Source organism: Sorangium sp. So ce836 (genome assembly GCF_028553905.1).
In the GTDB taxonomy this organism is placed as follows: domain Bacteria; phylum Myxococcota_A; class Polyangia; order Polyangiales; family Polyangiaceae; genus Sorangium; species Sorangium cellulosum_D.
In genome coordinates, this window is record NZ_CP102233.1 from 3393759 (window position 1) to 3417669 (window position 23911).

Annotated in this window: 20 protein-coding genes; 7 read left to right on the top strand and 13 right to left on the bottom strand. The window is 71.3% G+C overall.

Features of this window, described 5'->3' with window-relative positions:
• Positions 1-1291 precede the first annotated feature (1291 nt).
• A complete protein-coding gene (locus NQZ70_RS12350; protein ID WP_129574399.1) occupies positions 1292-1510 on the bottom strand; it encodes a hypothetical protein in 219 nt (72 codons plus the stop codon).
• Positions 1511-2073: 563 nt separating this feature from the next.
• Here NQZ70_RS12350 and NQZ70_RS12355 point away from each other — a divergent pair.
• The 6 genes from NQZ70_RS12355 to NQZ70_RS12380 all read left to right on the top strand — a co-directional run bounded on the left by NQZ70_RS12355 (position 2074) and on the right by NQZ70_RS12380 (position 6236).
• Positions 2074-2850, top strand: a complete 777-nt coding sequence (locus tag NQZ70_RS12355) for a hypothetical protein (protein ID WP_129574400.1) — start codon at positions 2074-2076, stop codon at positions 2848-2850.
• Between the two features lie 176 nt (positions 2851-3026).
• A complete protein-coding gene (locus NQZ70_RS12360; protein WP_129574401.1) occupies positions 3027-3773 on the top strand; it encodes a hypothetical protein in 747 nt (248 codons plus the stop codon).
• Between the two features lie 10 nt (positions 3774-3783).
• Positions 3784-4287 (top strand): hypothetical protein, encoded by a 504-nt coding sequence (locus tag NQZ70_RS12365; protein WP_129574402.1) that lies wholly within the window; start codon positions 3784-3786, stop codon positions 4285-4287.
• Between the two features lie 281 nt (positions 4288-4568).
• Complete coding sequence (locus tag NQZ70_RS12370) at positions 4569-4919, top strand: hypothetical protein (RefSeq protein ID WP_272828265.1); 351 nt, start codon at positions 4569-4571, stop codon at positions 4917-4919.
• A gap of 220 nt (positions 4920-5139) precedes the next feature.
• A complete protein-coding gene (locus NQZ70_RS12375) occupies positions 5140-5793 on the top strand; it encodes a hypothetical protein (protein ID WP_129574404.1) in 654 nt (217 codons plus the stop codon).
• On the top strand, positions 5790-6236 hold the full coding sequence (locus NQZ70_RS12380) for a hypothetical protein (protein WP_129574405.1): 447 nt from the start codon (positions 5790-5792) through the stop codon (positions 6234-6236). Before NQZ70_RS12375 ends, NQZ70_RS12380 begins: the two co-directional genes overlap by 4 nt.
• Positions 6237-6280: 44 nt before the next feature.
• Here NQZ70_RS12380 and NQZ70_RS12385 read toward each other — a convergent pair whose 3' ends face one another.
• From NQZ70_RS12385 to NQZ70_RS12435, 11 genes are all read right to left on the bottom strand, one after another.
• A complete protein-coding gene (locus NQZ70_RS12385) occupies positions 6281-7021 on the bottom strand; it encodes an integrase (RefSeq protein ID WP_129574406.1) in 741 nt (246 codons plus the stop codon).
• Positions 7022-7160: 139 nt separating this feature from the next.
• Positions 7161-11090: a serine/threonine-protein kinase PknK gene (locus NQZ70_RS12390; RefSeq protein WP_129574407.1), complete on the bottom strand. Its 3930-nt coding sequence runs from the start codon at positions 11088-11090 to the stop codon at positions 7161-7163.
• A gap of 130 nt (positions 11091-11220) precedes the next feature.
• Entirely contained in the window at positions 11221-12585 is a 1365-nt protein-coding gene (gcvPA, locus tag NQZ70_RS12395) for an aminomethyl-transferring glycine dehydrogenase subunit GcvPA (protein ID WP_129574408.1), read from the bottom strand.
• A gap of 41 nt (positions 12586-12626) precedes the next feature.
• A complete protein-coding gene (gcvH, locus tag NQZ70_RS12400) occupies positions 12627-13028 on the bottom strand; it encodes a glycine cleavage system protein GcvH (protein WP_129574409.1) in 402 nt (133 codons plus the stop codon).
• An 86-nt stretch (positions 13029-13114) separates the two neighbouring features.
• Entirely contained in the window at positions 13115-14236 is a 1122-nt protein-coding gene (gcvT, locus tag NQZ70_RS12405) for a glycine cleavage system aminomethyltransferase GcvT (RefSeq protein ID WP_129574410.1), read from the bottom strand.
• Between the two features lie 89 nt (positions 14237-14325).
• The gene (locus NQZ70_RS12410) at positions 14326-14865 is read right to left on the bottom strand and encodes a hypothetical protein (protein WP_129581313.1); all 540 of its coding nucleotides are present in this window, start codon (positions 14863-14865) and stop codon (positions 14326-14328) included.
• A complete protein-coding gene (locus NQZ70_RS12415) occupies positions 14862-18515 on the bottom strand; it encodes a PilC/PilY family type IV pilus protein (RefSeq protein WP_129574411.1) in 3654 nt (1217 codons plus the stop codon). Before NQZ70_RS12415 ends, NQZ70_RS12410 begins: the two co-directional genes overlap by 4 nt.
• A 16-nt stretch (positions 18516-18531) precedes the next feature.
• Positions 18532-19128: a hypothetical protein gene (locus NQZ70_RS12420; RefSeq protein ID WP_272828266.1), complete on the bottom strand. Its 597-nt coding sequence runs from the start codon at positions 19126-19128 to the stop codon at positions 18532-18534.
• Positions 19122-20426 carry a PilW family protein gene (locus NQZ70_RS12425; protein ID WP_129574412.1) on the bottom strand — a complete coding sequence of 435 codons (1305 nt, stop codon included), beginning with the start codon at positions 20424-20426 and terminating at the stop codon, positions 19122-19124. The genes NQZ70_RS12420 and NQZ70_RS12425 overlap by 7 nt, the downstream gene beginning before the upstream one ends.
• A complete protein-coding gene (locus tag NQZ70_RS12430) occupies positions 20423-21028 on the bottom strand; it encodes a prepilin-type N-terminal cleavage/methylation domain-containing protein (protein WP_129574413.1) in 606 nt (201 codons plus the stop codon). The genes NQZ70_RS12425 and NQZ70_RS12430 overlap by 4 nt, the downstream gene beginning before the upstream one ends.
• Complete coding sequence (locus tag NQZ70_RS12435; RefSeq protein ID WP_324293050.1) at positions 21025-21858, bottom strand: prepilin-type N-terminal cleavage/methylation domain-containing protein; 834 nt, start codon at positions 21856-21858, stop codon at positions 21025-21027. Before NQZ70_RS12435 ends, NQZ70_RS12430 begins: the two co-directional genes overlap by 4 nt.
• 137 nt (positions 21859-21995) lie before the next feature.
• On the opposite strand from NQZ70_RS12435, the gene NQZ70_RS12440 reads away from it, so the two are divergent.
• Positions 21996-23015: a DUF6599 family protein gene (locus tag NQZ70_RS12440; protein ID WP_129574415.1), complete on the top strand. Its 1020-nt coding sequence runs from the start codon at positions 21996-21998 to the stop codon at positions 23013-23015.
• Between the two features lie 135 nt (positions 23016-23150).
• On the opposite strand, the gene NQZ70_RS12445 is transcribed toward NQZ70_RS12440, so the two are convergent.
• Entirely contained in the window at positions 23151-23867 is a 717-nt protein-coding gene (locus NQZ70_RS12445; RefSeq protein ID WP_129574416.1) for a peptidylprolyl isomerase, read from the bottom strand.
• Positions 23868-23911: the final 44 nt, after the last annotated feature.

The window sequence follows — 23911 nt, forward strand, 5'->3', positions numbered from 1 at the left end:
TACGACCTATACGACGGCAAGCCAGCAAGCCGTCGAGAACCGGGCGTACGGGCACGGCAGAAGCCGGTTGACCGGCGAAGCGGCGCGTGCCTAGCGTGCGGCCAGGGGTGGCCATGGGAGTGATCGCTGCGCTCGCCGTTCTCCTCCCGGCGTTCATTCTCGCTTCCCTCCGCGTGATCGGTCGTCGCACGCGGAGGGGGGTCGCCGCGTGGCGTGGCCTGCGGAGGGCGCTCTCTCGTCCGTTCGGCTGGCTCGCGGAGGGCCAGCTCCGCAAGGGATGGCTCGGCGCCGCGCTGAAGGCGCCGCCATGCGCCGCCTTCCTCGCGGCCCTCATGCTGCCTTCCATCAGGTGTCGGGCCGAGCGGGAGGCGTTCTTCTACCAACACCGGAACAACCCCAGGTGCCTCTATCACGAGCAGTGCTTGTTCATGAACTGTCCACCTCCTCGCGGGGTCTTCTGCCACTGGCACGAAGAGGAGTACAACGGAGTCTGTGTGTGTCAGCAATACGGCTTGCAGCGGTCGGACCTGGTGGATGCAGGTCCGCCCTGAGCCGGACTCCCATCACACTTTAGAACCTACCAGTGCGCAACTTGGGACCCGAGGGCCAGAAGAGACAACAATGTGCCGTCAGAGCTGCACCGTCCTCGCCGTTTTTGCGTTGGTCTTCGTCGGGTGCAACGCGGAGCGGGAATGGTTTTGGTATAAAACTCGTGACAATCCCAGGTGCTACTACCACGAGGAGTGTTTCTCGATGAGCTGTCCGCCGCCCAATGGAGTCTTATGCGTCTGGAACGAAAAAATACGGGAAGGGGTCTGCGTGTGTCAACAGAACGGGCTGGGATTAAAACCGTCAGATCTGGTGGACGCAGGTCGGCCCTGAGCCTGGGCCTCACTCTGATCTCAATCCTACCAGCGTGCGACATGGTTCCACAGTGCGTCGGTGGCCAGACTAGATGGGAATGTACAATCCGGGCGACCGCGTGTCACATGACCTATGTCAACCATGTGTGTGCCGCCGATATGCAATCCGCGATTGCTGAAGCGAACAGGGATGCAATATTTTAATTGAAGCTGCAAGACCAGAACATCGTCGGTACGACGTGCAAGAATACCGGTGACACGAGGGCACCCTTGGTCTTCAAGCCGCCCAGGTACAGACCCCAGGGTGTTACGTCCTGCGAGCTGACTACGGCGGACGATAGCTGCATCGGGTGCGCCAAGGTCTTTTGCTGCGATCAATACCGAGCCTGTTCCGAGGATACGAACTGCTCCTGCCTCGTCGGCTGCCTCTACCAGGGGAACTCGGTCGAGACCTGCACGAGCCCCGCGCACTGCGGCGCCGCCTCGTTCACTTCGATCGCGACGGCGGACTGCCTCAACTTGGCGTGCGGCGACTGCTCGGGCGCCGCTGGCCTCGGCGAATCCTTCTGCCCCGAGGCGCCGCCCGACCCCTCGTGCACGGGCACTTCTCTGGGCGGCGAGACGTGTTCGAGGGACAGCGAGTGCATCACGTGCTACTGCAATCCGGTTACGCGTACCTGCGATTGACCCCCGCCCGGCCACGGCAGGCGGTTCCCGGCGTCTGCGCCCGATGAGGCGCTCCCGTCATGACGAGCAGGGTCGCCGTCGCCCTCCAGAAGCCCTGTCGCGCGGTCCGGAAGGCCACCCGCCGCGTTCCGGAGGCCATGTCGGCCGTTCTCGAAGGCATGTCGGACGTTCCGGAGGCCTTGTCGGGCGAGCCGGAAGGCCACCCCCCGCGTCCCGGAGGGCATGTCGGCCGCTCCGGAGGCATGTCGGTCCGGCCGACATGCCCTCTGGACCGCCAAATCCGGCTCGGATCTCAGCCGTCCAGCCCTCCCAGCGGCCGGCGGGACCCTCCGGCCCGCCCGACATGCCTTCAAAACCGCGCCCCCGGACCTTCGGGACCGCCCGGCATGCCCTCCGCGCCGGCCGACATGCCTTCGGTCAAGCGCCGGGCATGTTCTCGGCGAGCGTCGCATTCGTGCCGCGCCGCGCCGTCGCCTTGCCGAGCCAGCACGTCCCGTGGTTCTTTTTCGTCCGGGAGGAGGATGTGAGCTCAGAGATCGAAATCGACGGCGAGGGCCCGAGCCGGCAAGTCCTCGCCGAGGTGCCGGGCCGCGCGCTCAGGTTCCTGTCGGCGGCGGGCAAGAACCGGCAAATCCGCGCGCTCCTCCGGGAGCGCGGCTACACCGACGAGGATCACAGGGAGGGCTGGGACCTGCTCCACCGCGCCTCCGGCTTCGGCACCGGCGAGCCCGACGAGGTCGAGGACGCCGAGGTCGGCAAGGCGGTCGCCGAGTTGGACGCGTGGGACGAGCCGTACTTCCGGTTCATCCGCGCGGCGCTCCTGCGGCGCCACCCGGCGCAGGAGAAGTTCGTGTTCAACAACCTCACCGCGCAGGTGGGCGCGGCCGCCGTCGTCTCCGTGAAGACGCTGCTCGACCGGCTCGACGCCCTCGAGAAGAGCCCGAAGCGCAAGGCGACCCGCAAGGAGGACCACGCCGCGCTGGAGACGCTCGCGAAGCGCGGGATCACCAAGGAAGAGCGCAGTCGCCTGCGGCAGCTCGTCGACATCGCGTCGGGTGGCGGGGCGGCGGCCGAGGAGGGAGAGGGGGAAGAGAACGGCGGCGCCGAGCCCGAGAGGGCGGTCATCGATAGCCAGGAGCACCTCGAGGCGCTCCGCGCGCTCCACGCCTGGTACCGCGAATGGTCCGAGACGGCGCGCGCCTTCATCAAGCGGCGCGACTTCCTGGTCCGACTGGGGCTGGCGCACCGCAAGACGAAGGCGAAGGTCAAGCCGAGCCCCGCCGCGCCGGACGTGCCCTGAGCACGGCGAAGGGGGCCATCGGCGCACCGCCGGGGCCGCCTCGATGTGCGCGAGGGCGCGCCCGTTGCGGTTCGCACAGCGCACGCCGATCCGCGACGAAGAAGCGCGGTTCGGGAGATCCCTGATATATCGATCGGGAGGGGCGTCCATGGATGCCCCCTACGAGCGTCCGTAGAATGCGCCGCGTCAAGGGGGGCAGCATGCTGCTTTGGACGCGTCGAGCGCTCGCGTTGGTGTTGACAGGGGGCATCCTTGCCGTGCTGGTTCCAGCATGCACCATCCACATCCGACCGGCGGACCGAGACGAGATAGAAGACGAGCCCGCGGAGAACGAGCCGGCGGAGCGCCCTGACGAGGAGAGTGGGCCCGGAGGCGGCTCGGCGCCCGATGAGGTCGGCGACGAGCCGCTGTCCCCGGAGGAGCAGGCGTACGAGGAGCTGCTGAACATCGATCCCCAGGAGCTCGCCCTCAAGACCATGGCGACATCGTACGCGGCGGTGATGGTCGCGAGCCTCGTCGAAGCCCAGGTGCTCGATCCAGCGGCCATCGACGAAGCCGCGGTGGAGTCGCTGATCGAGCAGGTTGAACCGGCCGGCTGGGATGCGGCGCACGCCTGGATGGAAACGCCGGAGGCCATCGCGCTGGCTGCGAATGACGGGGTCTACCCAGACTTCGCGTGCTTCAACGAGCCGTACGCGTGCCCTCAGACGACCGAGTGCCCGTTGAACAACGGCGAGCAGGCGTTTTGCATGGTGACACATTGTGGTGACGCTCAGTGCCCGTGGTGCCCATGGGGGCTCGGGAACATGCTTTTCAAGTCCTGGTGCGCTTATGGCTGTCTCAAGCACGGCAGCCTCGTCGCTGGAGCGTACATCCTCGTTTCGCATTGGGGCCCCGGCGACAAGCATTGTACCTACTGGTGAGCAAAGAGCGATGAAGATCACCTTCGAGGACGGAAACACCCTGACGTTTACGAGCGGCGAGGGCAGAGAAGTCGTCGAAAACACGACCGACGTCATCAACGTTACCTATTGGCTATGGGCCTTCGCCTCGCCGCGGGTCTACAGCAGGTTCAGCCGTGTGCCGCCTCGTGACCACGTCCTGCGTCTGCTGGACATTTACATCTCTTACGTGGAAAAGGGCGGTCGCGTCGCGACGCCACAGTTTCAGCCCGTGCACTACGAGCGCCGGTTGCCACTGGCGATGCGCCTGCGTGAGCTCCTCGAGCAGTGGACACAGCCTGAGTTGCCCCAGGAGATCGTGGATATTTCCAGGGCTCTCATCGAGAATGAAGGCATCAAGGCGCCCGCGTGCGGGTGGGACGCGTACGAAGACCCGGAGGCGCGGGGAATCAAGTACGAGGACTCGCTTCTCTGGCCCGAGGGCGTGCCGGCCATCCTGAAAGGGCAATGGCCGCCCAAGCAGTCCAAGCGTTGAGCCAGAGCCGGGAGCCCTCCATGCCGACTAAGTATTCCATGCCCATCGCCGGCGCCGCCGCGCTCTCCGCTGCCCTCTCTGCGCTCGCAGGGGGGTGCACAACCCCTTCGGGCGGCTCGCCGGCCCCGGGGGCGCCGCCCGAATCTCGCGGCGCGAACGGCGCGGGAGAGGCCACGGGCCGCCAAGGCGGGAAGGCTGCCGGCGAAGGAGGCGAGGAGGCGCCCGCGCGCGCCGATCCCGCGCAGCCAGAGGCCATGATGGACCGCACGAGAAACCACGCCATGGCGACGGCCGGGTTCGCCAACACGATGGCGGCCTTCGCGGCCCCGCGGGTCATCGCCAAGGCCAAGAGCCTCCCGAGCCGCGAGGAGATGCTCCGGTGTATCGATGCCTATCTCGAGGTGGTCGCCGAGACGAAGCGAGCCCCCCAGGGGGAGGGCAATCGAGCCACGCTCGACGCGGAACCCTACGCCCTCAAGCTCCGCGCCCTCTTTGCGGCCTGGACACCCTCGACCACCGTGCCACCCGAAATCCAAAGAAATGCGCGTGACGTGCTCGCAGCGCTCGGCGTTCCCGAGCCGCCCGCGGGGTGGGACCGATTCGAGGGACACGCCGCGCCGAGCTCGCCGTAGCCGGGGCAGAGAAGCTCTCTCGACGATGGCAATTTTTCTGCGTGATCCACAATGCGGTCCCCGCAGAAACCGAGCCCTGGAGGGATTCCACGGGCTCGCAGGCCTGTGCTAGGTTCCCCGGGCAGGACCGCCGCGCTGGGTCGTATCAGCCGGGAAGATGACGCCCCGTCGCGTGAGGGCATGAGGGCGTCAGGTCCCCTCGCTCGGGCCAAGGTGAACCGTGAACCGCTTCGCGCTGCGCGCCCTGCGCGTTCCAGCATCCGCCGTCGTCGCGTTCTTTGTCTTGTTGCCACCTGCGGGCGCCGAGGAGGTTCCACGGCGGCCGCCGCACATCCAGAAGCTCGTCCAGGAGGCCGAGGCCGCCTTCGACCGGCTCGACATCGCGCTCGCTCGCCAGATCTGGGCGCTGATCTACGCGCACGAGCGCACGAACGTGGCGATGTGCCAGCTCGGGCAGCTCGATCGCCGCATGGCCCGGTGGGTGGACGCCGTGGACGAGCTCGAGCGCTGCGTCGCCCGGATGGCACCTCCCGAGACGCCCGCGGAGCAGCGCCTGTACGCGACGAGGCACGGGGATCTCGCCGTGGCACGGCAGCACGTCGCGGAGGTCGCCGTGCTCGCGCCGCCGGGGGCGACGGCCGTGCTCGTGGGCGGCCGCCGGGTGGACAAGACGGGGCGGATCTACGTGGCGCCCGGGCAGCACGAGGTAAGCGCCGCGCTCCCGGACGGGCAGGTCGTGAGCACGACGGTCTCGGCATCGGGCTCCACGTTGCGGCGGCGGGAGCGCGGGCGGAGGTCCGGACCGAAGTGTACGCCCCGGACCACTCTACACGGCAATGGCATACCAGTGAGAACGTGGCGAGCGTGGCCATGATGGACCAGATCAGCACGGCGACCCTGGTCGCCGGCAGCACAGACCCGCCGAGCGTCGCAGGGATCGTCACGGTAGCCCTCGACGGAGAAGAGCTCACCATCGACACCGGTGACGGCGGCAAGCGGCCGGTGATTGGGACAGACGATACCGTTTCCGGGATCTGCACGCTGGGGGCTGGATACCTGGGCATGTGGGTACAGCACCATACGGCGAAGTTCGAGACGCTTGATATAGGGGACGAGCCGGGACATCCTCACGTGACGGCGGCGATCGCCGGGACCGCCTACCAGGGCGGGTGCCCGATCGCCATCGAGGTTCAGCGCAAGGATCCCTACGAGGCCGACGTGTCCGCCGGTCCGTGCGAGCTCTTCCGGCCGTTCGACGGTGCCATAGTGCGTCTCGAGTCAGCGTCGTTCCACATCAAGGGATGCTGGGACGACTGACCACGATCCCACGCGGCACAATCACCCCCACAGGCGCGCCACCCTCACGCCAGGGTGATCCCCGCCCGCCGGGCCCTGTCCCTGACGACGGCGGCCACCGCCTTCCCTGAGAGCCGCTCTCCGGTGCCGTCCTGCGCGTCGATCGCCACGAACAGCGGCCCCGTGACGAGGCGCGCCGTGCTCGTCCAGGCCGTCAGCGCCCGGACGGGGCACGTCCGCTCGCTCGGCCCGAACGGGATCGGCACCGGCTCGCCGGTCAGGCGCAGCTCCAGCCCGGCCTCCCCGAGGACGAGGTCGTCCACATCCACGGCGGCGAGCTCGGCCGGCCGGAGCCGCGCCACGTACCCGAGCAGCACGAGGGCGCGGTCGCGGAGGTCCGCGAGGCGTGCGCCTCCCATCGCGTGAAGGATGCGCCGAACCTGCGCGGGATCCAGCAGATCCCCTTCCATGGCGCTCGTCCGTTCGCGGCCGTCGCGCCATCGCCGCACGATCGCGCTGTCGGTCGGCGAGGCGCGGCGCATGAGCTCGTGCGCCGTCCGGATCGCGCCGAGCGCCGTGTCGATCGCCGCAGGCTCCGCGCGCTCGCGCTCCATCGCGAGCAGGTGGAGCAGCACGACCCGTGGGCGCGCGGGCAGGGCCAGCGAGCCGCGCGCCGCGCACCAGGCCGTGAAGCTCCGCCAGCGCGCACTGACCTGCCGCCGCCGGCTCTCGGCGAGGTCGGGCACGACGGTGTCGAGCAGGCTGTGCAGCTCGGCGGACTGCTGGGTTGCTCGGGTGCGGTCCATGGCGCGCTTCAATGGAGGCCGTACATCCAGGAGCGCCAGGGATCCAACAGCGCTGCCGTGCGGCGCCTCCGACGCTGCACAGGGATGGACGATGACGCAAGCGACGTCGAGCGCGCCGCGCCTTCGCCGTCCGCCAACTTCACTCGGCTGCCCCCCCATCCGCACCGCCGTCGGCCCACGCTCGCGCGAGCTCCAGCGTCCGCGCGTTCTCCTCGACGTCGCGGAGGAACCTCTCGCGCATCCCGGGATCCGCGATCCGCACCGCCACCTCGAGGAGCCGCTCGCGCGCCTCGGCGATCGCGGCGCGCGCCCCGGCGCGATCCCCCGCCGCGAAGAGCGCCTCGGCGTACACGAGGCGGGTGAGCGCTTCCCCCTCCTCGACCCTCTCCACCGCGGCCAGCTGCGCCATGGCCTCGCGGCTCTCCGCGAGCGCCTCGGCCGGCCTGCCGCGCGCGAGCAGCACGGACGCCAGCGTCGCCCGGGCCGCGACCTGGGCCTGCTGCGCCGTCTCCAGCAGCGCCGCCGCGCGGCGGGCCTCGACCTCCGCCTCGTCGAGCCGGCCCGCGCCTCGCAGGATCCCCGCGAGGTACGTTCGAGACCAGCCCTCCCCCCGCCGGCTGCCCTGCGCCGCGCACAGGGCCGCGGCCCTCGCCTGCACCACGCGCGCCTCCTCGAGGGCGCCGGTGCGCCAGAGGACACGACCCAGATCATGCAGCGTGAAGCCGAGCACGTAGTCGAGCCCCATCCGCTCGGCCTCCGCGACCGCGGCGCGCAGCCGCGCCAACGCCTCCGCATAGGCGCCGAGCAGCGACTCCCGGAACCCGAGGTTGCAGCGCTCGATGCACGCCCGCCGCAGATCGCCGACCTGCTCGTAGCAACCGAGGGCCTGCGCGGCCATCGCGCAGCTCTCGTCGAGGTGCCCGGCGAAGAGCTCGCGCATCCCCCGCTGCCGGTAGATCGGCCCGCTCACGCTCGGGTCGTCGCGGAAGCGCTCGGCGACCGCCTCGATGCGCCGATGGAGCGCCTCGGCCCGATCGTGGAGACCCGCGAGCAAGAGGTCCAGCGCGATCGACGCCGCCGCCGTCACCGCCGGAGCGGACGCCTGCCCCTCGGGCCACGCGTCGGCGAGCGCAGCGTCGAGCTGGAGGAGATCCTCGGGCTGCCCGAGGTGCCTCGCCGCGCGTCCGGCCTCGGACAGCGCGGCGTACCAGGCCGCGGCGCCCCTCGGCAGCACCCGCAGCGCGACCTGCGCACAGCGACCGAACTCGGCGAGGTCCCCGCGCCACCTTCGCGCCTCGGCCCGCAGCAAGAGCAGCTCCCCCTGCGCCTCGCCGCTCGCCCCGAGCGAGAGGGCGCGCTCGGCCCACCGGACCACCGCGCCGAAGTCGTTCGCGGCGAACGCCTGCGCCGCCGCTTCCCGGTAGAGCTCCGCGGCGCGCGCGCGCTCGCCGCCTCGATCGAGGTGCTCGGCGATGACCGCCGCCGACGGCTCGGCGGCGCGCTCGAGCCACGCCCCCGCCAGCCGATGCCCGAGCGCGCGATCCTCCTCGGTCAGCATCCCGTAGGCCGCCTCGCGCACGAGCGCGTGCCGGAACGCGATCTCCCGCTCGCCCTGGAACCTCGACGCCGACCGGGTGACGATCCACTCCAGGCGCTCCAGGCGAGCGAGGTGACCGTCGATCTCCGCGCCGCCCGCGCCGCCGGCGCCGCCCAGCAGCGCGTCGAGCGCGCCTCGCCAGAAGACGTCCCCGAACACGCTCCCGGCGCGCAGCAGCCGGCGCGCCACGTCGTCCAGCCCCTCGAGCCTGGACCGCACCATGGCCAGCACCGTCTCCGGGGCGTCCCGCATGTCGCCTTCGGCGGTCGCGCGGATCAGCTCCTCCAGATAGAACGCGTTGCCTTCGGCCTGCGCCACGATGCGCTCCAGCGTCGCGTCGCTCACCCGATCGCCGAGCACCTGCCGCACGAGCCGCGCGCTCGCCTTGGAGGTCAGCGGTTCGAGGCGGATCTCCTGGAGCCCCCGCTCGGCCCACAGCCGGGGGAACTGCTCGTGCACGTCCGGGCGCGCCAGCGAGAGCAGCATCCACGGCTTGTCGCGGACGCGGCGCAGCGCCTCGTCGATGTACTGGGCCGTCGGCGTGTCGCTCCAGTGCAGGTCCTCGAGCACGAGGAGCAAGGGGCGCTCGTCGCACGACGCTCCGAGGAAATCCACCCAGGCCCGCTGCATCTGGTCGCCGAGGAGCCGGACGTCGCCGCGCGCGGCGCGCAGCTGGAGGCTCTCCTCGTCGGGGAACGGCGTGTTCAGGAGCTCTCCGAGGAACTCCGACACGCGCTGCGCGTCGGCCCCGCCGAAATACCGGCCGACGTGGGCGCGGAGCTTGTCCCGGCGCGCCTCCAGCGGCTCGCCGTCCTGGATGCCGCCGCACGCCTGCCGCAGCGCCTGACCGAGCAGGCCGAGCGCGGCGCCCGTGCGCAGCGGGTCTCCTCGGCCGACCCACAACGCGAACGGGGGCTCGCGCTGGCGGGCGCGGAGCAGCATCTCGTAGGCGATGCGCGACTTCCCCATGCCGGCCGGCCCGGTCACGAGCACCGCGCGCGCCCTCGACTCCTCGATGCACTGGGCGCGGAGCGCCTCGAGCGCCGCGATCACCCAGTCGCGCCCGACGCACGCGGTCGGCCTGCCCAGCAGCGTTCGCGCGCCCTTCGCGAGCGCCTGCTCGCCGTGGAGCCACAGGCCCGCCTCGGTCTCAACCACGTCGAAGCGGGCGTCGAGCAGCCCCGCCGTCACCTCGTCGATCGCGATCGGCCGCGCTTGCCCCGCGGCGGGCGCGGGCTGCGCCAGCGTCCGCGCCACCCTGTCCATGAGGTTGCTGGCGGGCAGCCTCCCCGAGAGCTCGGCGGTGCCCGTCGCGAGGGCGATCGGCCGGTCGCCGGCGTGCTTGCGCAGCGAGAGCGCGCAGCGGGCCGCTCGCACGGCCTGATCGGTGGCCAGGCCCGTCCCCGTGAACGTGACCAGGATCGAGCTGTCCAGGAGGAGGTCGAGCTGGCACCCGAGCCCGGCGACCTCCCGGGTCACCTCGTCCGAGGCCGAGGCGATCTCGGTCTCCGCGTCCGGCCTCCCCGCGCCGCTGGCCGCGCCCGGCTCGGGGGCCATCAGCAGCACGCACTGCACCCGCCGCTCCCTGTGGGTCAGCGACAGCGGCGACGAGGGCGCCGAGCTCGCCGGCACCCTCGCCATGGGGAGCGTCGCGCCCAGGCCGACCGCCTCGAGCGCCGCGGCCACCGCCGCGCCGTCGCGCGGGCGCTCCGCCGGGTTCTTGGCGAGCATCCTGGCGCAGAGCGCGTCGAGGTACGGCGGCACCTCCGCGCGCAGCTCGCTCGCCCGCGGGACGTCCTCCAGCACGATCTTCAGCAGCGTCGCCATGAAGCTGTCGCCCCGGAACGCCTGCACGCCGGTGAGGCACTCGAACAGCACGCAGCCGAGCGCGAACACGTCGGCGCGCGCGTCGATCGCCGTCCTGCTCCGAGCTTGCTCGGGGGCGATGTAGGCGGGGGTCCCCACGATCACCCCCGACTGGGTCATCCGCGTCGCCTCGGAGAAGCGGGCGATCCCGAAGTCGAGCAGCTTCACCCTCGCGACGTCGCGATCCACGAGGAAGAGGTTGGACGGCTTGAGATCGCGATGAACGATCCTGCGCGCGTGCACGACCGCGAGCGCCTCGGCGGCGCGCGTCACGAGCGTGACCGTCTCGTCCACGCTGAGCCCGCGGCGCGAGAGCCTCGCGCCGAGGTCCTCTCCCTCGAGCCACTCCATGGCGAGGTAGGGCGCGCCCTGCGCCGTCCACCCGTGCGCCACGTAGCGACAGATGCCAGGGTGATCGAGCCCGGCGAGCAGCGCGGCCTCGCGCATCAGGCGCTCGGCGTTCCGCGGGTCGAGCTGGTAGAGCAGCTTGACGGCGACGGTCCCGCCAGACGCCCGATCCCGCGCCTGGTAGACCTCCCCCATTCCACCGGCGCCTCCGAGTTTTTCGATCTCGAATCGCCCGGCGATCACCTCTCCCCCCCGCATGGCGGGAAGTATCGCCCGGTTCGAGGCGTGTTTGTATCCGGGAGCACTCGACCGGCGGCCCCAGGCCGCGACGAGGTCGCCGAGAGGACCGACCTGCCGCGGCCCCGCGCCCTTCGCCCCCGCCCGGACCTCAGCCCGCGAACCCCGCGAGCGCCTCTACGAGCCGATCGAGGTCCGCGCGGCTATGCCGCTCGGTCACCGCGACGAGCAGCTCGTCGCGCCGCCGCGCGTCGATCCGCCCGAGATCGAGCCCCGCGATGATGCCCTGCTCGGCCAGCGCCCGCGTGAGCTTCCCGGCGTCGCCGCCGCGGACCCTCACGACGAACTCGTGGAACGTCGGCGAAGGCAGCGGCAGCGCGTAGCCGTCGAGCCGCGCGATCTCCCGCTTGAGGTGCTCCGCCTTCGCGAGGCACTGCCGCGCCGCCTCGACGAAGCCGCGCTTGCCGAGCATGCACATCCGCATCGTGACCGCCGTCGCGCACAGGCCGCTGTTCGTGCAGATGTTGCTCGTCGCCCGCTCCCTCCGGATGTGCTGCTCGCGCGTGGCGAGCGTCAGCACGTACCCCCGGGTCCCGTGCTTGTCGACCGTCTCGCCGACCAGCCTGCCGGGCACCTGCTGGAGGTACTTGCGGTCGTTCCTGCACGCGAACAGCCCGACGTTCGGCCCGCCGTACTGCGGCGGCAGCCCGAGCGGCTGGCCCTCCGCCACCGCGATGTCGGCGCCGAGCGCGCCCGGCGACTCGAGCAGCGCGAGCGCGTACGGATCGAGCGTGACCGTGACCAGCAGCGCGCCCTTCTGGTGGCACGCCTCGGCCACCCGCCGGATGTCGCCCACGACGCCGAAGAAATTCGGATAGCCGACCACCACGCACGCGGTCGTCTCGTCGATCGCCCGCGTCAGCGCCTCGACGTCCGCCGCGCCGTCGCGGCCGACGTCGACGCGGGCGAGCGACGCCTTGCCGCTGCCGATGCCATGCACGTACGTCTCGACCGTGCCGACGTAGTCGGGGTGCACGCCCTCGGACAGCACCGTGCGCTCGCGCCCCGTGAGCCTGCGGGCCATCAGCACCGCCTCGGCGAGCGCGCTCGCGCCGTCGTACATCGACGCGTTGGCGACCGGCAGCCCGAGGATCTCGCTCACGATCGTCTGGAACTCGAAGATCACCTGGAGCGTGCCCTGGGAGACCTCGGGCTGGTACGGCGTGTAGGCGGTGTAGAACTCGCTGCGGAGCAGCAGCTGATCGGCGGCCGGCGGGAAGTGGTGCTCGTAGGCGCCGGCCCCCAGGAACGAGAGCATGCGCCCGGCGCGGTTCTTCTGCGCGAGCTCCTCGAGGTGCCGCATGAGCGAGGCCTCGTCGAGGGGCGGATCCATCGAGAGCGGGCGCGTGAGGCGCGCCTCCTTCGGGATCGCGCTGTAGAGCTCCTCGAGCGACGACAGGCCGACGGCCTGCAGCATCTCGCTGATTTCCTCGGGCGTATGGGGCAGGTAACGCATGGTGTTGTGCAGCGGGCAGGGTGATGCGGGGGGCGCGGCGCTCAGTGCGCCGCGGTCTTCAGCAGCTCGGCGTAGGCGGCGGGGTCCAGGAGCGCGCCGAGCTCGCCCTGGTCCGAGGGCGCGACCTCGATCATCCACGCCTTGCCGTAGCAGTCGTCGTTGACGAGCTCGGGGCGGTTCTCGAGCTCGCCGTTCACGCGCACGACCTTGCCGCTCAGCGGCGCGAACAGGTCGCTCAGCGTCTTGACGCTCTCGATGGTGCCGAACGCCTTGCCCGCCGTGATCGTGTCGCCCGGCTTCACGTCGAGGTTGACCAGCGTGATGTCGCCGAGCTGATCGACCGCGAACGCGGTGATCCCGACGACGACGTGGTCGTTCTCCTGCTTGGCCCACTCGTGGTCCTTCGTGTACCGCCGGTCCGTTCGGACATCATCGCTCGCCATGGACTTCTTCTCCCTTTGCCAACCTGGATCTCTGCTCGTCTCGCGGCCGCTCGGTCAGCGCGCCGCGCGCGACGCGCGCCCGCGCGTCAGGCCCGCTTGTAGAACGGGGTCTTGACCACGACGGCCTCGACCGTGCGCCCGCGGCAGTCGACCTGGAACGCGGTCCCCACCTTGGCCATCGACGCCGGCAGGTAGCCGAGCCCGATGTTCTTGCCGACGGTCGGCCCGGGGCTTCCGCTCGTGCACACGCCGACCTTCTCGCCGCCTTCGTCGAGCAGCGGGTAGCCGTGGCGCGCGATGCCGCGCCCCACCATCTCGAAGCCGATCAGCTTGCGCGCGGGCCCCTCGTCCTTGACGCGCTGGAGCGCGGCGCGCCCCACGAAATCGCCCTTGTCGAGCTTCACCACCCAGCCGAGGCCCGCCTCGATCGGGTTCGTGGTCTCGTCGATGTCGTTGCCGTAGAGCGACAGGCGCGCCTCCAGGCGGAGCGTGTCGCGCGCGCCGAGGCCCGTCGCCTCGAGGCCGAGCGGGCCGCCGAGCTCGACCAGCGCGCGCCACAGCCGCTGCGCGTCGGACGGGGAGCAGAAGATCTCGATGCCGTCCTCGCCGGTGTAGCCGGTGCGGGCCACGGTGCAGCGGACGTTGGCGAGCGTCGCGTCGCGGAAGTGGAACGACGGCAGCTCGCGCAGCGCCGGGCCGTCGCCGCCCGCGAGCGCGACGATGTCGAGCGCCTTCGGCCCCTGGAGCGCCATCATCGCCGTGCGGTCCGAGGCGTCCTCGAAGCTGCAGTGGCCCTGCGCCGCGCCCCGGAAGTGGGCCGCGATCTTGTCGCGGTTCGACGCGTTGCAGACGATGAGCCACTGCCGCGCGTCGATCCGGTAAACGATGAGATCGTCGAGGATCGTGCCGCCCTCGTTGCACGCGCACGTGTAGAGCGCGTGTCCGTCCTCGAGCTTCTTGACGTCGTTCGTGACGAGGTGGTCGACCACCCGTCCGGCGTGCTCGCCGCTCAGGATCATCTCGCCCATGTGCGAGACGTCGAAGAGCCCGGCGGCGGTGCGCACCGCCCGGTGCTCCTCGGTCACGCCTTTGTACTGGACCGGCATTTCCCAGCCGGCGAACGGGACCATGCGGCCGCCGAGCTTGATGTGCTCGTCGTAGAGCGGGGTCCTGCGGAGCGGAGCGGTGGGGAGCGGCTTGGTCGACACGGGCGCGATCTACTTCGAAAGGTCGGGGATGTCGACTGGCGTGGCGGCCTCCCGCGACGCACCACGTCGAGGCCGCCGGCGTCGCGCGCTCACTCGAGGCGGGTGGGGTCGAGCACCTTGCCGTCCGGCGTGAGCCCGTTGCGACGCCAGCGCTCCTCGACGGACAGCCCCCGCTCCGGGGGCGGCCGGGTCTCGTCGCGGACGACGAGCTCCGAGACGTGCGCGCGCGAGACGACCTCGACGCGGAGCATCCGCTGCGGCGCGCTCTTCACGGTCGCGCGCGAGAAGATCGTCTTCGCCGGCCCGGTCTCGACGTTGCCGGCGAGCACGCGGGTGCGCACGTAATTGGCCACCCGCTCGGCCGGGATTTCCCCGACCGCGAAGACCGCGTCGGGGAAGCGCGCGCGCACCTTCATGCGCCGCGGGATGGGGAGGCCGAACGCCTGCTCGGCGCCCTCGGCGAGCTCGCCCGGCAGCGCCTGGTCGACGGGCGGCCTCGGCGCCGAGGCCTCGCTCGCCGCCGGCGGCGGCGCCGGCGCCGGCGCGTCGCCGCGGCAGGCGGGCGCGGCGGACGCGCACGCGACGGCCGCGGCGAGCGCCGCGGCGCGCGACAGGCCGCCGCGCTTCATTCGAGGATGGTCGCCCACGAGTCGATCTTAACGACCTTGCGCGGCGGCTGCAGCGCCCTCGTGGTCGTGCGCGTCTCGCCCCCCTGGGCGTCCTCCTGGCCCGCGGCGCCGGTGTGGAACACGAGCTGGTACTCGGGCGGGGTCGACTGCCGGATGATCGTCTGCGTTCCGAAGTACGCGTCGGTGTATTCCTCCGTCTCCGTGCACGTCGGCTTCTGGGTCACGGCGACGCCGAAGACGATCGTCCCCGGCGCCTGATCCTCGAAGTGCTCGGGAGGCGCGTGCGGATCGACGACGAGGCAGGCGTTCGGGTAAGCGGCCGGGGTCGCCGACTGGCCGAGCAGGTAGTCGACGCCCCAGATCGAGCCGAACCCGTCCGCGCACGCGAAGGTCCCGGGCGCCACGGGCGTGAACGTCGCGAAGTACGCGCAGCCGTTGAAGAGGGAGATGGGCCCGGTCACGCGCTTGCCGTTCGTGAGCGGCACGACCCAGTTCTCGGAGATGTGCACGCTCGTGTCGTGCGGCCGCTCGGTGATCGACCAGACCCGCGTCTCGATGCCGCCGCCCGCCGTGAACGACTCCTGATCGCCGGTGGAGAACAGGACGACCGTGTTGCCGAGCGCGTCGGTGCTCACGATCGGCGTCGTCTGGATCGGCTGGCTGCTCGCCGCGCTGTCGCCCGTGGGGAACGAGTACGCGTCCCAGGCGAGGGACACGCTCCACTCGTCCGGGTCCGTGCTCGACAGGTTGACGCGCCAGAGCGTCCCGTCCGCGTCCCCGACGTAGATGCGCTCGGCGACCTCGCCGACGCCCGCCGGGAACGGTACGGGGACGCCGGTGATCGGCGAGTCGAAGTCGACCTCCGTGGTCCGCGACGAGAGCCCGGCCGGCGCCTCGGAGGGGAGGCCCCGGAAGGTGCGGAGCACCTCGCCGGTTTCGAGCCGGACGATCGTGAGCGAGCGCGCCGGCCCGACGGAGCCGCCGCTGCCCGCGGTGCCCCAGCACCGGACCGAGCCGCGGACCGACAGGCCGCCCGTCGGATGGAAGAGCGGGTTCGTCGTGCCCTTCCGGGTGCACGAGCTCTGGCTCGTGTCGAGCGGGGCGGAGCCGCCGGGCAGGATGGCGACCGCGATCTCGCGGATCTCGCCGTCGTCCTCCATCTCGACCATGCCGATCGCCGGCGTCGGGGTCGACGCGCCGAACAGCGGGTTGCCGGCCTTGTCGGTGGAGAGCTGCCAGAGGAACCGCGGCGCCCCGGGGTTCGTGACGTCGAGCGCGTAGTAGAAGCCGCCGCCCGCGCCGCCGCCGGCGAGCAGCACCGTGCTCCACGACGCGGTCGCCTCGCTGATCTGCGCCGACGTGCGCTCGAAGACGACGTTCTTCACGACGGGCGCGCCGTCGAGCAGGATCGATTGCTGGTTGAACGTATCGAGGAGGCGAGGAAGGACGTAGGGCGGCAGGAAGGACCAGAGCTCGTTGTTCTGGACCCGGTCCACCTTGAGCGTGTCGGTCGCGGTCGCGGCCGTCACCTGGAAGGCGTGGAGCTGCCCGTCGGTCGTGGCGGTGTAGAGCACGAGCGGCCGGTTCGCCTGGGCGGGCTGCTCCGCGAAGAGCCGGTAGGACTCGTCGGGGATGTAGTCGCGCGGCGGCCCCACGACGACCGGCGTGGAGTGGTAGATGCTGCCGAGCTCGTTGCCGTCGCGGGAGGGGACGTTCGCGGCCATCGGCTCGCCGGTCTCCCACTCGATGATGCGCTCGGCGCAGACCTCGGCGGTGGTCGCCTGCAGCCCGCCCGAGCACTGCGAGGGGACGGTGCCCGAGCTCGGATTGAGGCCGAGCGCGCGCGGCGCGCTGGAGAGCGCGTCCGCGAACGCCTGCGCCGTCGCAGGCGCGCCGCTGCCGGTCACCGTGCCCGTGTAGTCGCTGAGCCCGTCCGCGGAGGCGGCCGCGGGGCGGATGGTCCGCTGCGACCAGACGCGCTGCTCGGCGACGTCGAGATCGCCGATCACGCTGAGGAACCTCCGCGGCCGCGACATATCGTTGGAGCTCACGTTGGCCGCGAAATCGTCGCCCTTGCTGGGGTCGACGTCCTCCAGCTGCGTCGTCATCACGCCGTTCACGGACTCGCAGACGTAACGCTTGCGCTCGAGGTTGCCGCTCCAGAGCGAGCCGTCCGCCGGCGGGCTGAACGACGAGCCGAACTGGTAGGCGACCCCCGCGGCGTCGCTGCCGTTGTTCACGGTCGAGGTCGCCATCGCGAAGACGGGGAGGGTGCGGCTCGTCGAGTTCGCGGAGATGCGCGCGAAGATCTGCGACATGACCGCGGACAGCTCGTTGGCGTCGTCGGGGAAGTAGCCGCGGTCGGTCCCGCCCTCGATGGCGATGCGCGAGAGCGTGCAGCACGCCTTGACCGCGCCGGTGGCGTTGTCGCAGCGCCCGGCGGGCAGGAAGTCGGTGCTGGAGATCCTCGCGCAGTCGAAGGTCGGATCGCTGAGCTCCTGCCGCGCCTGGGTGGTGAGGCCGAAGCCGACGGCATAGGTCCTGACGCGCCGGTTCGGGTTCACGTGGGTGTTGAGCGAGTGCGCGATGACGTGCGGCTCCTCGTACGGGCAGCCCGTGCCTTCGGGGCCGGGGCCCGGGCCCTGCGCGCAGGTCGGGCGCAGATCGAGGTTCGGCTCGCCGTCGGAGACGAGCACGACCGAGGTCTTGCGGCAGCCGCCGCTGATGTACGGATCGTCGCGCGGCCCGAGCGGCTGGCCCTCCCAGAGGGAGGCCTCGTTGAGGATGTAGTCGCGCGCGTCGGACAGCATCCCGGCGAGCGGCGTGGCGCCGTACGGCCGCGTCGCGAGGAGCGCTCTCTGGATGCGCTCATTGCGCGCGCGCACCTCGGTGATGTCCGCGTCGTAGGTCGGGAAGGGGACGAGCGGCCCCTCCCAGAGCGGCGCCGCCGGGTTCTTGGCGCCGACCTCCATGTTCTCGACGGCGCAGTCGGGCGGGTTGCCCCGCGCCGGGTAGCCGGCGCCGCTCTGGAACTCGAGGAAGTAGCTCCACATCCCGCGCATGCCGCTCTGGGCGTTGCGCACGCCGCCGACGAGCCCGGTGCGCGCGTCGGGGAGCGTGTCGAACGTCATGAGCGAGAACCGGATCCGGTCCTGGTAGACGTCGAGCAGGCCGTTGGGGGCGTCGTAGGGGAACGCGCAGGCGACGGCCGCGTCGTCGAACCTGTGCCCTGCCACGTCGTTGTGGGTCGCCCCGGGGCTGGGCGTGCAGCCGTTGGAGAGCAGGCGATGGAACGGGATGTAGTAGTTCGCGTCGTACGGCGGCTCCGCGTCGATGCTGAACTCGTCGATGAACTCGGACTGCGTGCGGGGCTGCGCGTAGCAGGAGAAATCCGGGATCGGGCCGGTGAGCGACTCGACGAGCTTCGCCCAGCGGCTCTTCAGGGCCTCGGAGGCGGGGGGCGTGAGCGGGTTGCAGTCCGGCTCCCCGCCCGCCACCGTCTTCTCCATCGAGCCCGACGTGTCGACCAGCAGGAGGACGTTCGGCAGCGGCGGCTCGACATCCATCGCCTGCGCGCGTGCGCGGGCGGCGACGAGGCCGACCGTCGCCGCGGAGCCCATCGTGACAAGGACCTTCGTCAGGTTTCGCATCGTGCGCTCCGGTTCGTCACTTCGAGCAGAGGATATCGGCAACGACGGACAGGGATTCCTGGCTGCCCGTCTCGGCCATGACCGCGCCGTTGGGCCAGGCGATGAGCCGCGCGTTCATGGTGACCGTGCAGTAATCGGCGCTCACGGCGTTCGGGCCGCCCTGGTCGCTGCCGGCGCGATTGCCGATCGCGGGCTTGATCTTGTCGGTGATCTCCACCTTGGCGATCCACGCGATGTCGGCGCGCCCGAGGCTCCCCGGCGCCTCGGGCGCGGGCAGCTCCACGAGATCTTCCGCCGCGTCGAACGTGTGCGGGTAGAACGCCCAGCACGGCTCGGTGCTGATCGAGCAGTTGGTCGACGCCGTCGGGGCGATGGCGTCGAGGCCGCCGTTCTGCTCGATCTCGGCGAGCGCGAGCTGCATCGCGTACTCGGTGAGGTAGTGGGTCTGCGTCATCCGGCGCTCGTGGCCGGTGGCGATGGTCGACAGCGTGGCCACGTTGGCCGCGAACAGGCCGATGGCCATGAGCATCGTGATGACCAGCACGACGATGAACACGGCGGCGCCCCGCTCGCGGGCGCGCCGGCGGGACCGGGCGATGCTTGCGTTCACCATTTGACGTAGGCCTGGTTCGGGAGCGCGACGTCGGCGTAGAGCGTGCGCATCCGGGCGTAGGTGGTGCCGCCGAGGATACCGGGGATCAGGAACCTGAGCCTGCGGCCGTCGGAGCGCTCGGGGTAGCCGACGTCGCGGTCGGGCGCCCGGGTGCGGGTCGAGAGCCGGATCTGGACCGACCGCACGCGCTGCGGGGTGGCGGAGCTCAACTGATCGAGCGGGGCGGCGGTGTTGTACACGGTCGTGCTGTCGGTCGACAGGATCGGCCACCGCTGGATGAACGGGTCGGTGATGCTCAGATCGGTGCTCTCCTCCGCGATGGAGATCCCGAACTTGAGATCGACGGCGTACTCCGCGATGAGCTCGAGCGTCTCGTCGATCTCGTTGTTCTCATCGTCGAGCTCGACCCGCACGAGCTCGGTGCGGCCGTTGTCGCCGGTCTGCTCCGGCGCGATGGGCTCGACGAGGGGGTCGTAGGGCGTGCCTTTGTGGACGAGGCTCCGGATGTTGTAGCGGACCCGGTTGACGACGTTCACCCATCCGCCGTCGCCGGTGGCGCCGCCGGGGGTCACGCCGCACCGGCCGAGCCCCGAGAGCATCGGCAGGCCGGGAGTCGGCTTGAGGGTGATGGCGATGAGGTTGGGCGGATTGCCCTGCACGTTGGTGCCCTGGATGACCCCGTAGAGAAACTGGGTCTGGCCCCGGACCATGACGCGCAGGATGCGGTTCGGCGCGAAGATCTGGGATAGCCCCTGTCCGCTGCCGTTCGCGCGCTGGAGCGTGCGCTGCACGGCGGCGCTGTTCGGATTGAGCTGGACGACCAGGGCGCCGCTCGCGTCGCTGATGCTCCTGAACTCGAAGAGCTCGTTGCTGCTCAAGCTCCCGCCGATGATGATGGAGTCCGGGTATAGCTCGTTGTCGGCGCTCTGGGTGAGCTCCGCCCCGCCCTCGAAGACCGAGCCTCGCCGCCGGATCGCGATGCCCGCGAGGACATTCAGGCCGGGCGGCTCGGCCGGGACCTGGCAGACCTCCGGGTCGACGCGGATGTTGGGCGTCGAGAGGTACGCGGCGCGCTGCAGGTCCGCGGCGAGCCGGTTCAGCCCGACGGTCGCGGCGAGGTGCGAGGCGGACGCCCTCGCCTCGTTCTGGAAGAAGCGCGTCGCGTTCTTCGAGAGCAGGAACGCCGCCAGCGACACGACGAGGCCGGCGGCCATCGCCACGAGCAGCTCCACGAGCGTGAAGCCTCGCTGTCCTGCGGCGCGCGCCCGCGCGGGGGAAGTGCGGCGATCCGTCGTCATCGTCGGTCCTCGCTCGTGTTCCGGAGGACGCCGGTCGTCAGGTAGACCGCGCCGAAGCGCTCCGGATGCTGGTCGACGAAGACCGGGTCGACCGTGCAGTCGATCGGGTTCCCGTTGCGCTCCCAGATGACGCGGATCTCGGCGCGGATGAGGCTCTCCCAGAGCCGCGTCCCCGACACGGGGTCTGTGAACTGGCGGAAGCGGACGTGCGTGCAGAACGCGGGCTCCGACGTGTCGCCCAGGTGGATGTCGGTCCCGAACACGTCGGCGCTCGGCGCCCCGAGCGCGTCGACCGGCGTGGGCGTCACCTTCGCCGGGAACGGGCTGGCGCTCGTGAGCCTGAGCCACTGGGTGTCGCCGTCGAGGTCGGGGACCCGCCGGGGCTCGTTCCACTGGAGCGCGTCCACCCGCAGCCGTTCCGCCCAGGTCATGGCGATGTTGTTGGCGATCGCGATGTTGCGCGCGTTCGTGTTGCTGATGAGCGTGGCCTTCTGCAGCGCGAGCACCCCGGTGGCGCCGATGGCGAGCACGCCGAGGGCCGCCATGACCTCGATGAGCGTGTAGCCGGAGCGCCCCGCTCGCCTCACCCGCGCCGCGCTCACAGGCCGAGCCTCGCGACGCCGTTCGGCGGGACGAAGACCGAGCGCACGAGGCCGGTCCTTGTGTTGGTCACGTTCACCCGGATCGCGCCGAGCAGCGGGGCGAGGTCCCCGGAGGCGGCGTAGCGCACGTACGTCCGGCCCCTCGGCGTGAAGCAGATGTCGGCGTTCGCGCGCACGGCGCCGTCGGGGGCGGTCGGATCGCGGAGCTCCACGGCGGCCAGCTCGACGGCCGCCGTTTGCAGCGTCGTGACGGCGTCGGTCAGGGTGGGATCCATCCAGTTGCCGATGCTGCGGCAGCTCGTCGCGATGAGCGAGCCGGCGGCGATGTTCTCGACCCGCGCCTGCCGCACCTCGAACTGCCCCGTCGCGGCCGTCCACCGCACGAGCACCGCTGCCCCGCGCCCGATCGCCTGGTAGCGCGCGAGCCGATAGAGGCCGCTGATCTCCATCGCGGTGCGGTTCACGCGGCGATCGCGCATGCCGTTCACGAAGCTCGGCGACGCGGCGGCGGCCAGGATGCCGATGAGGACGACCACCGCGAGCAGCTCCGGCAGGGTGAAGCCGCGCCCATTGCGGCGGCGCCACGCGCGCTCTCGCGGTGACGACGCCCGCGGTCGATCGGGATCTCGAAGAGGAGGTCGCGAACAGGGGAAGGGACGCACCAGATGGCCGGCAAAGGCAAGCCGCATGCCCTCGGCGGTGCGCGCTAAAGCATGGATTTGCATGATGAATCTCTCAAAGCGGTCCGGGACGGGCGCTAACGATTGCGGCGCTATGAAAAAAGGTGCAAGGCGAACGGGCCATGCGATTCCCGCCGGAAAGGTGTTCATCGAGAGTCCCGTCTGCCCCCAGCGCGCCTGTCGCGCGCGGCGAAAGGCCCAGGCGCGGGAGCGCCGGGCGCTGTGCGCTGCTCGCGGGCGCGCTCGCCGCCGCGCTGTCCGCGGGTTGCAGCAAGAAGGAGGAGCCCATGGGCGCGCCGCCGCCGCCGCCGCCGGCCGCGAAGCCGGCCGCGTGCGCGGACGGAGGCGGGACGATCAGCGACGCGGCGAGCGCGCCGTTCTTCCCGCGCATGACGGGCGGGTTCTGCCTCGACCCGAACGGCGCCGAGAAGACGTTCGGCGAATCGGCGCCCCTGCCGCTCGACAGCATCTGCGACATGTTCGACGGGGAGTGCGAGATCTACAAGGGATTCGGCGTACGGCGCGTGGTCGAGGCGCGCTACGTGAGCGGCGCCGGCGGCTCGGCGACGGTCGACGTGCACCTCTCGAAGTTCGGCTCCACCGAGGGCGCTTACGGGATGTTCACGAAGCGCACCGTGGGCGAGGGCGACCCCGCCGACGAGGCGACGCCGAGCCCGATCGACGGCGGCGGCGCGGCCGCGATGGGGGTCGGGAACGCGTACCTCTGGCGCGGGCAGTACCTCGCCGAGATCACGTACAACGACGAGGCGCTGGCCGAGGCGGCGCTCAAGTCGTCGAGCGAGAAGGTCCTGCCCGGGCTCGTGAAGGAGATGGGCTCGAAGCTGCCCGGCGAGCCGTCGCTGCCCCCGGCGGCGGCGGCGCTGCCCAGGGACAACATGATCGCGCTCGGGATCCGCTACGAGACGAAGGACGTGCTCGGGGTCGACGGCGCGGGGCCCGGCGCGTTCGGCTACTACAAGGAGGTCGACAAGCGCTACCGGGTGGCCGCGATCGTGCGCGCCGACGTCGATCAGGCCAAGGACGTGCTGTCGACGCTGGCGAAGCTGCCGGGCGCGGTCCGGGAGAAGGGCATCGGCGACGGCTCGGTGCGCCTCATGCACAAGGAGGGCGAGAGCCCCGCCACCGAGTGGATCTTCGCCCGCGCCGACAAGACCGTCTACGGGGTCGGCGACGAGGCCCGCGTGCTCCGCAGCGGCATGACGGCGGACGAGCACGCCAAGCTGACGCTGACCAAGGAAGAGAAGTCGGCGAGGCTGAAGAAGATCGTCACCGCGCCGGCGCGCTGAGCGCGCGGGCGAACGGGTCGCCTACGGCGCCGCGGCGCCCGGGCCTGCGGCGCTGCGGCGCGCCCGGGCCTGCGGCGCCGCGGCGCCCGGGCCTGCGGCGCCGTTCGGGCCTGCGGCGCCGCGGGCGGCGCGCGCTCACTGCGTGCGGAGGATGACGTGGAAGCCGAACGGCGTCTCGACGAGGTTGCTCACCTCGCCGACCTTGATCTTCTCGAGGCCCGCCTGAAACTCCGGGACCATCGCGCCCTTCGGGAACTTGCCGAGGTCGCCGCCGCGCCGGTCCGCGCCCGGCTCGTCCGAGTACTCCTTCACGATGTCCGCGAACTTGCTCGGGTCGGCCTTGGCCTTCGTCATGGCCTCGGTCGCGCGGGCCTTCGCCTCCTCCTTCGTCCGCGTGATCGTCCCGGGCGCGCGGCGGCTCCCCTGGTACATGACGAGCAGGTGCTTCGCGCCGAACATCTCCCGGGGCGGCTGCGCCGACTGCGCCGGGCGGGGCGTCGGGGCGGGCGCGGGGGACGCGGCGGCCGGGTGCGCGTGATCGTCCGGCTCCGGGGCGACAGGGGCGGCGAGGCGAGCGAGCGGCGTCGTGTTGAACATGCCGAAGAAGCCGAGGAGCCCGATCAGCACGAGCGCGCTGAGCACCGCGTGCGGCGCCCACCAGTACGGATCTTCCGGATCGGCGCCGTCGTCGTCCGCGTCGTCGTCGTCGTCGTCGTGCGCGTGGCCGCGGCCGCGGACCGCGGCGGCCTTCGCCTCTTCTTCCTCCCCGTCGTCGTTGCCTTCATCGGTCGACTCGTCCTCGTCGAGGTCCTCGTCGTCCTTGGCCCTGTCCTTGTCGGTCGTCTTGCTCATATCGCTTCCCTGATCCGGGCCTCGGCCTTAGCACGCGGCCGCGC

Coding starts and splice junctions, on each gene's coding strand:
- gcvH (WP_129574409.1), bottom strand. CDS start 13,028: ATGGCGAGCGATGATGTCCGAACGGACCGGCGGTACACGAAGGACCAC.
- NQZ70_RS12385 (WP_129574406.1), bottom strand. CDS start 7,021: ATGGACCGCACCCGAGCAACCCAGCAGTCCGCCGAGCTGCACAGCCTG.
- NQZ70_RS12390 (WP_129574407.1), bottom strand. CDS start 11,090: ATGCGGGGGGGAGAGGTGATCGCCGGGCGATTCGAGATCGAAAAACTC.
- NQZ70_RS12445 (WP_129574416.1), bottom strand. CDS start 23,867: ATGAGCAAGACGACCGACAAGGACAGGGCCAAGGACGACGAGGACCTC.
- NQZ70_RS12410 (WP_129581313.1), bottom strand. CDS start 14,865: ATGAAGCGCGGCGGCCTGTCGCGCGCCGCGGCGCTCGCCGCGGCCGTC.
- NQZ70_RS12425 (WP_129574412.1), bottom strand. CDS start 20,426: ATGACGACGGATCGCCGCACTTCCCCCGCGCGGGCGCGCGCCGCAGGA.
- gcvPA (WP_129574408.1), bottom strand. CDS start 12,585: ATGCGTTACCTGCCCCATACGCCCGAGGAAATCAGCGAGATGCTGCAG.
- NQZ70_RS12360 (WP_129574401.1), top strand. CDS start 3,027: ATGCGCCGCGTCAAGGGGGGCAGCATGCTGCTTTGGACGCGTCGAGCG.
- NQZ70_RS12350 (WP_129574399.1), bottom strand. CDS start 1,510: ATGCACTCGCTGTCCCTCGAACACGTCTCGCCGCCCAGAGAAGTGCCC.
- NQZ70_RS12415 (WP_129574411.1), bottom strand. CDS start 18,515: ATGCGAAACCTGACGAAGGTCCTTGTCACGATGGGCTCCGCGGCGACG.
- NQZ70_RS12435 (WP_324293050.1), bottom strand. CDS start 21,858: ATGAACACCTTTCCGGCGGGAATCGCATGGCCCGTTCGCCTTGCACCT.
- NQZ70_RS12370 (WP_272828265.1), top strand. CDS start 4,569: ATGGCGACGGCCGGGTTCGCCAACACGATGGCGGCCTTCGCGGCCCCG.
- NQZ70_RS12420 (WP_272828266.1), bottom strand. CDS start 19,128: ATGGTGAACGCAAGCATCGCCCGGTCCCGCCGGCGCGCCCGCGAGCGG.
- NQZ70_RS12440 (WP_129574415.1), top strand. CDS start 21,996: ATGGGCGCGCCGCCGCCGCCGCCGCCGGCCGCGAAGCCGGCCGCGTGC.
- NQZ70_RS12365 (WP_129574402.1), top strand. CDS start 3,784: ATGAAGATCACCTTCGAGGACGGAAACACCCTGACGTTTACGAGCGGC.
- NQZ70_RS12380 (WP_129574405.1), top strand. CDS start 5,790: ATGATGGACCAGATCAGCACGGCGACCCTGGTCGCCGGCAGCACAGAC.